Genomic DNA, 13,046 nt, shown 5'->3' on the forward strand with positions numbered 1-13,046 from the left:
CCCCCTTACCAAACGTAGGCGAGCAGTTCGCCGCCGACTTTGAGTTTCCGCGCAGATTTATCAGTTAATAAACCCTGCGGGGTAGAGACAATCGCAATACCAAGCCCGTTCAAAACACGGGGAATCTCGGTACACTTTACATAAACACGGCGCCCAGGTTTAGAAACCTTCTGGATGCCGCTGATGATTCTTTCGCCATCATTGCCATATTTCAGACTCAAACGAATACTCTCAAACTTACCTTTTTTGATAACGTTGTAGCTTTTAATAAATCCCTCTTCCTTAAGAAGCTTCACAATTTGCAACTTCAAACGTGAAAGTGGGACGTCAACTTTATCATGTTTTTCCTGGTTAGCATTGCGTATTCTGGTAAGCATATCCGCAACGGGATCAGATGTCAGATACATTCAACTCTCCTTCTCACCAGCTAGACTTGGTCACACCGGGAAGTTTACCGGAGCCCGCAAGTTTACGAAAACATATACGACAGAGGCGAAACTTCCGCATGTAACCCCGTGGACGACCACAGCATTCACAACGACTGTATCCCTGTACCGCGAATTTCGGTTCTCTTTTCGCTTTAGCGATCATCGATTTTTTTGCCACAGTTACCTCCCGTTACAGCTTTTTGAGCGGCATGCCCATCTGACGGAGTAAAGCACGAGCCTCTTCGTCAGATTCGGCACTGGTTACCACCGTGATATCCATACCGCGGAGCTTGTCGATTTTGTCATAGGAAATTTCAGGAAAGATAATCTGTTCCTTGATACCCAGACTGTAATTGCCACGTCCATCAAACGACTTATCAGAAAGTCCTTTGAAGTCGCGCACACGCGGGAGCGCAATGTTGATCAAACGGCTCAAAAATTCGTACATCCGCTCACCACGAAGGGTCACTTTTACCCCGATGGGAACGCCTTCACGGAGACGGAATGTAGCTTCTGATTTTTTTGCACGGCAAATCAGTGGCTTTTGACCAGCAATTGCCTTCATATCCTGTTCGGCAAATTCAATCGATTTTGCGTTTTGAACAGCATCACCGACGCCCATATTCAAAACTACTTTTTCTATCTTCGGAACCTGATTGACATTTTTGTAGGAAAATTCCTTCATCAATCCAGGAGCAACTTCTTCCAGATACTTTTTTTTCAAAGAAGACATCAAGCCTCTCCTTCAACGTTAGTCGATGACTTTACCGGTCTGCTTGCAAAACCGGACTTTAGAGCCATCCTGCATCTTAAATCCTACGCGACAACCTTTTTTCGTGTCCGCGTCGTAATACATGACATTGGAAATATCCAGAGCCATTTCCTTCTCGATAATCCCACCGTCATTGCCGGTTTGCGGAGAAGCTTTTACGTGACGCTTAACAACATTAATACCTTCGACGACCACCTTCTTGTCTGAAGGGTAGACTTTGGCAACGCGGCCAGTTTTACCCTTATCTTTTCCGGCGATTACAATAATCTGATCGTCCTTTTTGATTTTCACTTTTGCCTGAGACATACGCTCAATTAGCCTCCTGTGTACTCTGTGCACGTTTCACTGTGCCGAGTGGCTGAAGCCTTCCTTTTCCTCCCGAAAACGGAGGAAGTGAAGGATCCTTTAATTAGACAACTTCCGGTGCAAGCGAAACAATCTTCATGAAGTTTTTCGCGCGCAACTCACGAGCTACTACCCCGAAAATCCGGGAACCAATAGGCTCGTTGTTTTTGTTAATAATGACCGCTGAGTTTTCGTCAAACTTAATATAAGATCCATCAGCGCGACGAACCTCTTTTGTTGTTCTAACGATAACCGCTTTGACTACCGCCCCTTTTTTTACTGTTCCATGCGGAATAGCACTTTTTACGGAGCATACGATAATGTCGCCGAGAGTGGCATAACGCCGCTTCGAGCCACCGAGTACCTTAATACACTGTAACTCTTTCGCGCCTGAGTTATCTGCCACTTTCAGCCGAGTCTGCATTTGAATCATCTACATCCTCCGCCTTACTTCGCCTTCTCGATAATCTCAACCACGTTCCAGCGCTTATCTTTGCTCAACGGACGGGTTTCAATAATCCGTACCGTATCGCCTTCGCCACACTGGTTCTCTTCATCATGAGCTTTAAATTTTTTGCGAAAGCTCACGATCTTTTTGTACTTCTGATCTTTCTTTTTGGAGCTGACGGAAACCACTACGGTCTTATCCATCTTGTCGCTCACTACCGTTCCTACGAAGGTCTTTTTCGTAGCAGACACTGATTCCATTTCGTCTCCTTCATCACGAGTAGAAAACTGCTGCGCACTTGTGCGACCACGCCTCTTTACTCGTATACAAACTTACTTCTCAGCAAGAACTGTTTTGACCCGGGCAATCTCGCGCTTCACTTTACCAACTTTTGACGTATCTTCAAGCTGATTCATCGCCAGTTGATACTTCAGGTGGAATATATCTTCACGCATTTTTTGCTCGTGGGCCTTGAGTTCCTCTACGGACATCTCTCTGAGTTCGGCAGTTTTCATGCTTGCTCACCCACTTCTTTTTTCACAAACTTACAGCGGATTGGCAACTTGTGCATCGCGAGGCGCATAGCTTCGCGTGCAATCGTCTCATCTACGCCGTTCATTTCATACAACATCGTACCTGGTTTCACGATAGCAACGTATCCCTCAACACTCCCTTTCCCCTTCCCCATCCGCGTTTCAGCAGGACGTGAAGAGATAGGCTTATGTGGGAAGATACGTATCCAGATTTTTCCACCCCGCTTAATATAGCGAGTCATGGCAATCCGGGCAGCTTCAATTTGACGACTGGTAACCCACGCGGTGTCTAAGGACTGAAGTCCGTATTCACCGTAGCTTACTTCGTTGCCTTTTTGTGCAACACCCTTCATTTTTCCGCGGAATTGTTTGCGGAATTTTGATCTTTTCGGCATTAACATGTGAACTATCTCCTACAGCTTAGTTCGCGCTTTTGCGCACTCTGCGGTTTTCTTCCGCCCCTTCGCCATCCTGCGGCGCAACAAGCTCAACCGGCTGCTGCTTCTTAACATTCAGGATTTCACCGTGCGAAACCAGCACTTTGACGCCGATAATACCATACGTTGTCTTTGCTTCAGCCATGCCGTAGTCGATATCTGCACGCAACGTGTGGAGGGGAACCCGTCCTTCACGATACCATTCAGTCCGAGCAATTTCAGCGCCGCCAAGACGACCAGCACAGGTGATTTTAATCCCTTCTGCGCCGAATTTCAGTGCCATCCCAACCGCTCTTTTCATCGCGCGGCGGAAAGCGATACGGCGCTCAAGCTGCATAGCTACGTTTTCAGCAATAAGCTGAGCATCAACTTCTGGCTTCTTGATCTCTTTCACATTGACAAAAACACTTTGCGTCGTGAGAGAAGCAAGGCTTTTCTTCAGCTTTTCAATCTCTGCCCCTTTTTTGCCAATGACAATGCCAGGACGAGCGGTGAAAACGGTTACGTTAATTTTTCCAGGAGCGCGCTCGATTTCCGTTTTAGAAATTCCAGCGTGTCCGAGTTCTTTCTTTACAAATTTCTCAATGCGCAAATCTTCGTGAAGAAAATTTGCATACTCTTTTTTGTTTGCGTACCACTTAAAGTCCCAGCCTCGTGTGATACCGAGTCGCAAACCAATTGGATTTACCTTCTGACCCAAACTAGCACCTCCGAGTTAGTTGCCAAGAACGATTGTGATGTGGCTCGTCCGCTTCCGAATGCCATATGCACGACCCTGAGCTCGTGGCATAAAGCGTTTCAAAGTTGGACCTTCATCAACAACGGCCTTGGCGACAACCATATCGTCGATGTTCGTCAGTTTGAAGTTTTCACGAGCATTTGCTACTGCACTGTCGAGAACTTTTTTTACATCTCTCGCAACAGCTTTTTGAGAGAACTTCAAGACTCTGCTCGCTTCGCCAACCTTCTGGCCACGAATCAAGTCGACTACAAGTCGTGCTTTCCGTGCCGATACCCTTACATAGCGGGCTACTGCTTTAACTTCCATACTTATCCTACTCCGTCAAAAACTATCTTTTAGAGCCCTTTTTCTTATCCTTCTCGTGACCACGATAGGTACGGGTAGGACTGAACTCGCCCAACTTATGTCCAATCATTTCGTCTGTGACGTAGACGGGAATAAATTGTTTCCCGTTATGGACAGCGAATGTATGGCCGATAAACTCCGGCAGTATGGTGCTACGACGCGACCATGTTTTAATAACTTTTTTCTCGTTACCACTGTTTGACTTTTCCACCTTATTCATAAGGTGGTCGTCAACGAATGGCCCTTTTTTTACTGAACGTGGCAAGTGTAACCTCCATCCCTTACTTTCTACGGGTCACGATAAACTTGTTCGAAGGTTTCGACTTCTTACGTGTTTTCGCACCTTTGGTTGGTTTACCCCATGGAGTAACCGGGTGACGACCACCACTCGTACGACCTTCACCACCACCATGCGGGTGATCAATCGGGTTCATAACAACCCCACGCGACTGTGGACGAACGCCCAACCAACGCATACGACCAGCTTTACCAAGGTTACGCTGTTCAAACTCTAAGTTGCCAACTTGGCCAATAGTTGCCATGCACTCAGCAAGAATATAGCGCACTTCACCGCTGGTCAAACGAACGAGGACATACTTTTCTTCTTTCCCCATTACCTGACCAAATGTTCCAGCACTACGGCACAACTGTGCCCCTTTTTTAGCTTTGAGTTCGATGTTATGAATAACTGTCCCAACAGGGATGTTCTTCAGCTTCATCGCGTTCCCAACCAGTACGTCGGTTGCATCGCCAGCGATAATAGTATCGCCGACTTTGATTTTATGTGGCGCGATTATATAGCGCTTTTCACCATCCACATAGTTAATCAAAGCAATTCGAGCATTGCGGTTCGGATCATACTCGATCGTGGCAACCTTGCCAGGGATATCATACTTATCGCGCTTAAAGTCGATAATACGATACTGACGCTTGTGCCCGCCGCCACGGTGGCGACTCGTAATGTGTCCGTTATTATTCCGGCCGCCAGTTTTAGAAATTGGAGCCAACAAGCTCTTCTCTGGACGACTGGTGGTTAACTCAGCAAAGTCTGAAAGAGCAAGCTGTCTGCGGCTTGGTGATGTTGGTTTATGCTTTTTAATTCCCATCGTATCCTCGCTTACTCTTCAAAAAGCTTGATTGTCGACCCATCAGCGAGGGTAACAAACGCTTTTTTCCAGTCATTGCGTTTCCCCATGCCAAACTTGGTACGTTTCACTTTACCTTTGACAATAGAAACACTTACTTTAGAAACCTTCACGCTGAAGATCTTTTCCACAGCAGCTTTGATTTCAATTTTGTTGGCCCGCTTGTCAACTTCGAACACGACTTGATTGAACTTCTCGTTCAAAATAACCGCACGCTCAGTAGCTACCGGACGCTTAATGATGCTATACAGCTCCATTATTCACCCCTTTTTTCAATCAGTGAAGCGACCGACTGCTCAAAAACAAGCGCGTTCGAATTCACGACATCATATACGTTCAAACCTTCAGGGCGAATGATTTTCACGTATGGGAGGTTGCGCAATGCAAGAACCTGCGGAGCATCGTAGTCGCCAACAACAAAGAGTACTTTGCGGTTCAAAGAACACTTCTGCATTACACCGTGAGCCAGTTTGGTCTTCGGAGCTTCTAATGCAAACGAGTCGAATACCACGATACCTTGCGAACGAGCTTTATCAGTAAGAGCTGATACAAGAGCCAGTTTGCGTACTTTTTTGTTGACTTTTTTCTCGTACGAACGTGGTTGTGGGCCGAAAATCACCCCACCTTTACGCCATAACGGTGAACGAGACGTACCAGCGCGAGCGCGACCAGTACCCTTTTGGCGCCATGGCTTAGAGCCACCGCCACTGACAGCTGAGCGATTCTTTACGGCATGCGTCCCTTGACGCTTTGCTGCCTGCTGCGCTACGACCACTTCGTGCATCAGGTGAGTCTTCACCTCGCCGCCGAAGAGAGCGTCGCTCAGTGCGATTTCGCCAACTTTTTCATTGTTGATATTTATTACATTCACTACAACTGGCATGACTTTCTCCGAAATCACTTTCTCTCGAAACGCATCAACCCTTAAGGGCCTGACGAATCTCCACAATTCCACCTTTGGCACCCGGAACCGCACCCTTAACCAGGATAAGATTCTGTTCGGCCATTACCTTGACAACTTCGAGCTTTTCAACCGTCACCTGATCGCCACCCATACGGCCTGGCATCTTCTTATTCTTGAAGGTACGGCTCGGAGTCGCACACATCCCGATAGAACCAGGTGCTCTGTGAAAAGTCGAACCGTGAGTCGCACGTCCGCCGCCGAAACCATGACGCTTGATAACCCCTTGGAACCCTTTTCCTTTAGAGATACCAGTAACGTCAACTTTTTCGCCCGCGTTGAAAATTGTAGCGGTAAACTCTTGCCCGACGTTGAACGGAGCCACATCGTCAACCCGTACCTCACGGAGATAACGTTGAGCTTCAACACCCGCTTTGGCAAAGTGACCTTTCAAAGGCTTCGACACTAACTTCTCTTTGACAATTTCTTCAAAGCCGATTTGAACAGCTTGGTAGCCATCAATTTCGACTGTTTTCACCTGAACCACCTTACATGGACCAGCCTGAAGAACTGTAACTGGTATGGCTCTTCCATCTTCAGTAAAGAGCTGAGTCATACCTATTTTTTTTCCGATTATTGACTTCATCCGAATGTACCCTCTTACACTTTTTTCCCGGGCTTCTCGAATTACAGCTTGATCTCGACTTCTACCCCGCTCGGCAAGTTCAACTTCATGAGCGCGTCGGTAGTTTTGGAAGTCGGATCCAGGATATCGATCAGCCGACTATGAGTCCGCATTTCAAACTGTTCTCTGGACGTCTTGTTGACATGAGGGCTTCTAATAACACAAAACTTCTCAATGCGAGTAGGCAAGGGAACCGGGCCAGCAACACTGGCACTTGTCCGCTTTGCCGTCGCAACGATCTCTTTCGCTGCAGCATCAAGCACTTTGTGATCATAAGCTTTGAGCTTGATCCGGATCTTTTGATTTGCCATTCTGTCCTCACACAAGACTAAGGCGGCAGCCTTAGCCTTTAACCTTTTCAATGATTTCTTTAGCGATATTCGTAGGCACTTCTTCGTAGTGATCAAACTGCATGGTATACGAAGCGCGTCCTTGAGTAGCACTGCGCAGATCGGTCGCATAGCCAAACATTTGCGCTAGCGGAACCTTCGCGTTAATGATCTTGGCGTTACCACGATCACCCATACCCTCAATACGACCACGGCGCGAGCTCAAATCGCCCATTACGTCACCCATGTAGTCCTCAGGAGTAACTACTTCTACGCCCATGATGGGCTCCAGCAGCGCTGGATTCGCCTTCTTGGTAGCTTCCTTGAAGCAGATACTCGCAGCAATCTTAAACGCCATTTCCGATGAGTCAACTTCATGGTAAGAACCGTCATAGACGGTAACTTTCACGTCAACAATCGGATAGCCCGCCATAATACCGCTGTCAAGCGCTTCTACGACACCCTTTTCAACCGCAGGAATGTATTCACGTGGAATAACCCCGCCAGTGATGGCGTTAACAAATTCAAAGCCTTCGCCTGGAGCTTTCGGCTCAACTTTCAAGTGAACATGGCCAAACTGACCCTTACCACCCGACTGCTTCGCGTACTTGTACTCGTGGTTGACCGCATTACGAATCGTTTCACGGTAAGCAACCTGAGGAGCACCAACGTTTGCTTCAACTTTAAATTCGCGCAACATACGATCGACAATGATTTCGAGGTGAAGCTCACCCATACCAGCAATAAGCGTCTGACCAGTCTCCTCGTTAGAGAAAACACGGAAAGTCGGGTCTTCTTGCGCCAGCTTTTGCAGAGCAACGCCCATCTTCTCCTGATCGACCTTTGTTTTCGGCTCAATCGCAACCGAAATTACCGGATCAGGGAATACCATTGACTCCAGAATTACCGGATGGTCAGGATCGCATAACGTATCGCCAGTGGTGGAATACTTCAAACCAACCGCAGCAGCGATATCGCCTGCATACACTTCTTTAATCTCTTCACGCTTATTCGCGTGCATTTTCAAAATACGACCAATCCGCTCTTTTTTGTCTTTTGTCGAGTTAATGACATACGAACCGCTTTGCATAATTCCCGAGTAAACTCGGAAGAAGGTCAGCGATCCAACAAATGGATCCGTCATAATTTTGAATGCCAGTGCTGAAAACGGCTCTTCATCAGATGCGTGGCGCTCAATTTCTGCTCCATCCATATCAAGTCCCTTAATCGCAGGGATGTCAAGTGGGCTTGGCATATAATCGATTACCGCATCCAAAAGGGTTTGAACCCCTTTGTTTTTGAACGATGAACCACACATTACCGGCGTAAACAGGAGGTTAATGGTTCCCTTACGGATAGCGTCTTTTACTTCTTCAAGTGAAAGCTCTTCTCCGCCCAGATATTTTTCTAGGAGGGTGTCATTAACATCAGCAACTGCTTCGAGAAGTTTTTCACGGTATTCGTCAGCTTTCGCCTGCATATCAGCAGGAATATCGATGACATCGTACATGGCGCCCATAGTCTCGTCATTCCAGACGATCCCCTTCATCTGCACCAAGTCGACAATACCTTTGAAATTCTCCTCAGATCCAATCGGAAGACATAGCGGAACCGGATTAGCCCCAAGGCGCTCGCGAATCATATTCACGCCACGGTAAAAATCGGCACCTATGCGATCCATCTTGTTAACAAACGCCAAACGGGGTACGTGGTACTTATCCGCTTGTCTCCAGACCGTTTCGGACTGGGGCTCAACACCACCAACAGAGCAGAACACGGCAACAGCCCCATCCAATACACGGAGGGAGCGTTCAACTTCTACGGTAAAGTCGACGTGACCTGGGGTATCGATGACGTTAACGCGGTTCTCTTTCCAGAAACAAGTTGTCGCAGCAGAAGTAATCGTGATCCCACGTTCCTTCTCTTGCTCCATCCAGTCCATGGTCGCCGCGCCGTCGTGTACTTCGCCAAGTTTGTGATTAACACCAGTGTAAAACAAAATCCGTTCTGTCGTCGTCGTCTTACCAGCATCAATGTGAGCCATGATGCCGATATTGCGAGTCTTTGCGAGTGAAATAGCGCGTGCCACAATCGTCTCCCTTTACCAGCGATAATGAGCAAAAGCTTTGTTCGCTTCAGCCATTCTGTGAGTATCTTCTTTTTTCTTCACCGACTCGCCAGTACTTTTTGCAGCATCAAGGATTTCCGCAGCTAATTTATCGACCATCCCTTTACCCTTACGCTTCTTTGAATACGCAATGATCCAACGAATACTCAGAGTTTCCTGACGGCGAGGAGCCACTTCGACAGGCACTTGATAGTTCGCCCCGCCAACACGGCGCGACTTAACTTCCAATGACGGCTTAACATTTTCCACCGCAGCATTAAACACATTCAGCGTCTCAGCTTCGCCAACCTTTTCAGTTAACTTCGCCAATGCGCCATACAGGATACTCTCCGCGACGCTTTTCTTGCCATCGCGCATTAGCCGGTTGACAAACTTAGACACCAAAACACTCCCGTACAAAGGATCGGGAAGGACGGGTCTTTTCTCCGGCACTCTTCTCCTAGGCATGAATACACTCCTTTAAACTCTACTTCTTATTGCCACTCTTTGGCCGTTTTGCGCCGTACTTAGAACGGCTCTGCAAGCGGTCTTTCACGCCTGCCGTATCAAGGGCTCCGCGTACAATCTTGTAGCGAACACCAGGAAGATCTTTCGTTCTTCCACCTCTGCACAGAACAACTGAGTGCTCTTGCAAATTGTGTCCAATACCAGGAATGTACGATGTTACCTCGATACCATTCGTCAATCTTACCCGTGCAACCTTCCGCAGAGCCGAGTTTGGCTTCTTTGGCGTAGTTGTGTAAACACGAGTACAGACCCCCCGCTTTTGGGGACATTCCTTCAGAGCAGGTGAGCCAGTTTTAGTAACTTGCTTCTCCCGATTCTTCCGGACCAGCTGGTTAATCGTGGGCATACTGCCTGTACCTCCAGAAACTCTTTTTCCATAAACAATTAACAAAATGTTCTTGCGCAAAAACCCAGCGAGAATATCAACAAGACCCTACAGTGTCAAGCATTTATAATCATTTACACCAAGAATAATAAATTACCTTCTTGTCACCATGCCCACAAAAATATCCTTGCATTTTCACCTCACGAACAGTACATTTCACGCCCGTTGCGGAAAGGTGTCCGAGAGGCCGAAGGAGCACGCCTGGAAAGTGTGTATACTCGCAAGAGTATCGAGGGTTCGAATCCCTCCCTTTCCGCCACCAAAACTTACAATATCAAAAAGCCGACAGTGTTAACTGTCGGCTTTTAATGTTTGTTGGTACTGCGAGGGGGAATCGAACCCCCACTCCGTCACCGGAACCAGATTTTGAGTCTGGCGTGTCTACCAGTTCCACCATCGCAGCAAAAGACGGACGGAAGAATGACAAAATCCGCCCGCATTGTCAAATGAATTGTTTACTTCAGCTCTTTTACCTGTTCTTTTTCCAAACCGAAGCACTCATGCAATACGCGCACAGCCAGTTCGGTGTACTTTTCCGAGATAACGCAAGAAACTTTGATTTCCGAAGTAGAGATCATCATAATATTAATCCCTTCTTTCGCAAGGGCGCTAAACATTTGCGCTGCAACACCAGCATGTGACTGCATACCAACGCCAATAATAGAAACTTTTGCAACCTTATTGTCCGCCAATACATCAGCAATTTTAAGCTCCTTGCGCAGCTCTTCAACCGCCGCAAGCGCCATGTTCATTTCATTTTTCGGAACAGTGAAAGATAAATCGGTCGTCGCATGATCCTTAGACACGTTCTGCACGATCATGTCGACGTTGACGTTTTTTGCGGAGATTGCGGTAAAGATGGTACTGGCAACACCTGGCGCATCAGCGACGCCAGAAAGGGTAATTTTTGCTTCATTCTTATTATACGCAATGCCTGACACGAGAACTTTTTCCATCTTAATATCCTCCTCACGGGTAACAAGTGTGCCTTCATCTTCAGGCTTAAACGTAGAACGGACGCGCACAGGCACGTTGTATTTCTTGGCAAATTCGACACTGCGGGTTTGGAGCACTTTGGCACCCAAGCTTGCCATTTCCAGCATTTCGTCATACGAAATAACGGGGATGCGGCGTGCTTCTGGCACGATGCGTGGGTCCGTAGTGTAGACGCCATCAACATCGGTATAGATGTCGCATACATCCGCTTTCAGGCCAGCAGCGACGGCAACAGCGGTAGTGTCTGATCCTCCGCGCCCAAGGGTTGCAATATCGCCCGTATGTTCTGTAATGCCTTGGAACCCAGCAACAACGACAACTTTACTTTCTGCTAGTGCTAGTTTGATTCGCTCAGCAGAGATCGTCCGAATACGTGCTTTCGAATGCGCTGCATTGGTTACCATCCCCATCTGCCAGCCGGTAAACGAGATCGCCGGCACACCGATTTCCTGAAGTGCCAACGCCAGCAGGCCAATAGTTACCTGCTCTCCAGTTGAAACAACCTGATCATACTCACGCCAATCGGGATTCGCGGAGATTTCATTGACAAATCCAACCAGCTTATCGGTTTCACCCGACATCGCACTAACCGCAACGACAACATCGTTGCCTTTCGCCTTTTCGTTGGCGACAATCTTGGCAACCCCTTTGATTTTCTCGCAGTTGCCAACACTGGTTCCGCCAAACTTCATTACAATGAGTGCCATAGTCTGCCTTCCTTAGAGTATTCCGAGCAATCGGCGCATAAGCTGACTGCTTTCCTGTGGGTGAAATGAACCGCACTGCTCAAGCGATTCGTCGTAGCGATTGCACTCGTCAGACGCAATGCCCGCCCCCATGAGAGCAAACGGTACACGGTCGCGAGTATGGGTTTTGAGCGCAACGGGGGTTGGATGGTCAGGGAGCGACATCGCCCGAAATGCACCGGGATATTTCTGCTCCAAATGATCGATAATCGGCCCGACAACCTTCGCATCAAAGTCTTCTATCGCTTGGATTTTATACTGCACATTACCCGCATGACCTGATTCATCAGGGCTTTCGACATGCACGAACACAAGATCGACCCGCTCAAAGGCGTCAATACACGCCTGAGCCTTCCCCGCATAGTTGGTGTCAATCCAGCCGGTTGCCCCCTCTACGGCAATATTTTCAAAGCCGATATAGTTGGCAATACCGCGCATAAGATCAACCGCCGTAATCATCGCCCCAGTTTTCCCATACAGGTCAACAAATTTCGGGAAACTCGGACGACTTCCTTGCCCCCAGAGCCAAATCGAACTGACTGGCTTTTTTCCGGCGGCAATCCGTTTCTGGTTTACTGGCGCACTACACAGGATCGCCTGCGAGCGTTGCATTATATCAAGCAATTCTGCCGCTCCGTCGCCACGCGGCAGATACTCTGTAATTTCACGATCAGAAATATCGTGCGGTGGCGTGGTTACCATCTTCTCTTTCCCACCATGCCAGACAAGCAGGTGGCGGTAACTAACCCCAGGGTAGAATGAAAACGCGTCGCTTCCAAGCTGCTGTTGAATCAGGGCGATAACCTCATGCGCTTCGTCCGTCGTAATGTGACCAGCGCTGAAATCATCCATCACCGTGCCATTTTCACGCAGCGTAACGAGATTGCAGCGAAAGGCGATATCGCCATCGGCGAGCTCAACTCCCATCGCCGCCGCCTCAATTGGCGAACGCCCAGTATAGCCACTGCCAAGGTCATAGCCCAGCACACTCAGATTACAAACGTCGGAACCTGGTGGGAGGTGCGGCGGCACATTCAGCGTTGATCCACCAATGCCACACTGCACCATGCGGTCAAGATTTGGCGTACGCGCCACCATCAACGGGGTTTTGCCACCAAGTTCTGGCAGCGGAAGATCGCTCATCCCATCACCAAGGAGCACAACGTACTTCATG

21 protein-coding genes and 2 tRNA genes are annotated in these 13,046 nt (G+C 48.1%); 1 reads left to right on the top strand and 22 read right to left on the bottom strand.

All coding sequences use genetic code 11. From position 1 onward, the window contains the following. Positions 1-5: 5 nt before the first annotated feature. The 19 genes from rpsH to rpsL form a co-directional block, all read right to left on the bottom strand. The gene (gene rpsH, locus P304_RS0103215; protein ID WP_027389362.1) at positions 6-407 is read right to left on the bottom strand and encodes a 30S ribosomal protein S8; all 402 of its coding nucleotides are present in this window, start codon (positions 405-407) and stop codon (positions 6-8) included. Between the two features lie 13 nt (positions 408-420). Then, positions 421-606 carry a type Z 30S ribosomal protein S14 gene (locus P304_RS16560; RefSeq protein WP_084417509.1) on the bottom strand — a complete coding sequence of 62 codons (186 nt, stop codon included), beginning with the start codon at positions 604-606 and terminating at the stop codon, positions 421-423. A 12-nt stretch (positions 607-618) separates the two neighbouring features. After that, positions 619-1,161, bottom strand: a complete 543-nt coding sequence (rplE, locus tag P304_RS0103220; protein ID WP_027389363.1) for a 50S ribosomal protein L5 — start codon at positions 1,159-1,161, stop codon at positions 619-621. An 18-nt stretch (positions 1,162-1,179) separates the two neighbouring features. Continuing rightward, positions 1,180-1,506: a 50S ribosomal protein L24 gene (rplX, locus tag P304_RS0103225; protein WP_027389364.1), complete on the bottom strand. Its 327-nt coding sequence runs from the start codon at positions 1,504-1,506 to the stop codon at positions 1,180-1,182. Between the two features lie 103 nt (positions 1,507-1,609). Continuing rightward, complete coding sequence (rplN, locus tag P304_RS0103230; protein ID WP_027389365.1) at positions 1,610-1,978, bottom strand: 50S ribosomal protein L14; 369 nt, start codon at positions 1,976-1,978, stop codon at positions 1,610-1,612. A gap of 14 nt (positions 1,979-1,992) precedes the next feature. Then, entirely contained in the window at positions 1,993-2,253 is a 261-nt protein-coding gene (gene rpsQ, locus P304_RS0103235) for a 30S ribosomal protein S17 (protein WP_027389366.1), read from the bottom strand. Between the two features lie 72 nt (positions 2,254-2,325). Further along, positions 2,326-2,508, bottom strand: a complete 183-nt coding sequence (gene rpmC / locus P304_RS0103240; protein ID WP_027389367.1) for a 50S ribosomal protein L29 — start codon at positions 2,506-2,508, stop codon at positions 2,326-2,328. Further along, on the bottom strand, positions 2,505-2,927 hold the full coding sequence (gene rplP, locus P304_RS0103245; RefSeq protein WP_027389368.1) for a 50S ribosomal protein L16: 423 nt from the start codon (positions 2,925-2,927) through the stop codon (positions 2,505-2,507). Before rplP ends, rpmC begins: the two co-directional genes overlap by 4 nt. A 19-nt stretch (positions 2,928-2,946) precedes the next feature. After that, the gene (rpsC, locus tag P304_RS13795; protein WP_034763894.1) at positions 2,947-3,663 is read right to left on the bottom strand and encodes a 30S ribosomal protein S3; all 717 of its coding nucleotides are present in this window, start codon (positions 3,661-3,663) and stop codon (positions 2,947-2,949) included. Between the two features lie 15 nt (positions 3,664-3,678). Then, positions 3,679-4,011: a 50S ribosomal protein L22 gene (rplV, locus tag P304_RS0103255; protein ID WP_027389369.1), complete on the bottom strand. Its 333-nt coding sequence runs from the start codon at positions 4,009-4,011 to the stop codon at positions 3,679-3,681. Positions 4,012-4,033: 22 nt separating this feature from the next. Continuing rightward, positions 4,034-4,315 carry a 30S ribosomal protein S19 gene (gene rpsS, locus P304_RS0103260; RefSeq protein ID WP_027389370.1) on the bottom strand — a complete coding sequence of 94 codons (282 nt, stop codon included), beginning with the start codon at positions 4,313-4,315 and terminating at the stop codon, positions 4,034-4,036. Between the two features lie 16 nt (positions 4,316-4,331). After that, positions 4,332-5,156, bottom strand: a complete 825-nt coding sequence (rplB, locus tag P304_RS0103265; protein WP_027389371.1) for a 50S ribosomal protein L2 — start codon at positions 5,154-5,156, stop codon at positions 4,332-4,334. Between the two features lie 11 nt (positions 5,157-5,167). Beyond that, complete coding sequence (rplW, locus tag P304_RS0103270; protein WP_027389372.1) at positions 5,168-5,452, bottom strand: 50S ribosomal protein L23; 285 nt, start codon at positions 5,450-5,452, stop codon at positions 5,168-5,170. Beyond that, on the bottom strand, positions 5,452-6,078 hold the full coding sequence (gene rplD, locus P304_RS0103275) for a 50S ribosomal protein L4 (RefSeq protein WP_027389373.1): 627 nt from the start codon (positions 6,076-6,078) through the stop codon (positions 5,452-5,454). The genes rplW and rplD overlap by 1 nt, the downstream gene beginning before the upstream one ends. Positions 6,079-6,112: 34 nt before the next feature. Next, positions 6,113-6,742 (bottom strand): 50S ribosomal protein L3, encoded by a 630-nt coding sequence (gene rplC / locus P304_RS0103280; RefSeq protein WP_027389374.1) that lies wholly within the window; start codon positions 6,740-6,742, stop codon positions 6,113-6,115. Between the two features lie 41 nt (positions 6,743-6,783). Continuing rightward, positions 6,784-7,092: a 30S ribosomal protein S10 gene (rpsJ, locus tag P304_RS0103285; RefSeq protein WP_027389375.1), complete on the bottom strand. Its 309-nt coding sequence runs from the start codon at positions 7,090-7,092 to the stop codon at positions 6,784-6,786. A 31-nt stretch (positions 7,093-7,123) separates the two neighbouring features. Continuing rightward, positions 7,124-9,199 carry an elongation factor G gene (fusA, locus tag P304_RS0103290; protein ID WP_027389376.1) on the bottom strand — a complete coding sequence of 692 codons (2,076 nt, stop codon included), beginning with the start codon at positions 9,197-9,199 and terminating at the stop codon, positions 7,124-7,126. Between the two features lie 12 nt (positions 9,200-9,211). Further along, positions 9,212-9,685 (bottom strand): 30S ribosomal protein S7, encoded by a 474-nt coding sequence (gene rpsG, locus P304_RS0103295; protein WP_027389377.1) that lies wholly within the window; start codon positions 9,683-9,685, stop codon positions 9,212-9,214. Between the two features lie 19 nt (positions 9,686-9,704). Beyond that, positions 9,705-10,091 carry a 30S ribosomal protein S12 gene (rpsL, locus tag P304_RS0103300; protein ID WP_027389378.1) on the bottom strand — a complete coding sequence of 129 codons (387 nt, stop codon included), beginning with the start codon at positions 10,089-10,091 and terminating at the stop codon, positions 9,705-9,707. A gap of 208 nt (positions 10,092-10,299) precedes the next feature. Here rpsL and P304_RS0103305 point away from each other — a divergent pair. After that, positions 10,300-10,389 (top strand) — tRNA-Ser (locus P304_RS0103305). Between the two features lie 57 nt (positions 10,390-10,446). On the opposite strand, the gene P304_RS0103310 is transcribed toward P304_RS0103305, so the two are convergent. The 3 genes from P304_RS0103310 to P304_RS0103320 all read right to left on the bottom strand — a co-directional run bounded on the left by P304_RS0103310 (position 10,447) and on the right by P304_RS0103320 (position 13,045). Then, positions 10,447-10,533 (bottom strand) — tRNA-Leu (locus P304_RS0103310). A gap of 52 nt (positions 10,534-10,585) precedes the next feature. Further along, positions 10,586-11,833, bottom strand: coding sequence for an aspartate kinase (locus P304_RS0103315; RefSeq protein WP_027389379.1), 1,248 nt, complete (start codon positions 11,831-11,833; stop codon positions 10,586-10,588). A gap of 12 nt (positions 11,834-11,845) precedes the next feature. Beyond that, entirely contained in the window at positions 11,846-13,045 is a 1,200-nt protein-coding gene (locus P304_RS0103320) for a cofactor-independent phosphoglycerate mutase (RefSeq protein ID WP_027389380.1), read from the bottom strand. Position 13,046: the final 1 nt, after the last annotated feature.

Origin of the sequence: Chrysiogenes arsenatis DSM 11915 (assembly GCF_000469585.1) — a bacterium.
Lineage (GTDB): Bacteria > Chrysiogenota > Chrysiogenetes > Chrysiogenales > Chrysiogenaceae > Chrysiogenes > Chrysiogenes arsenatis.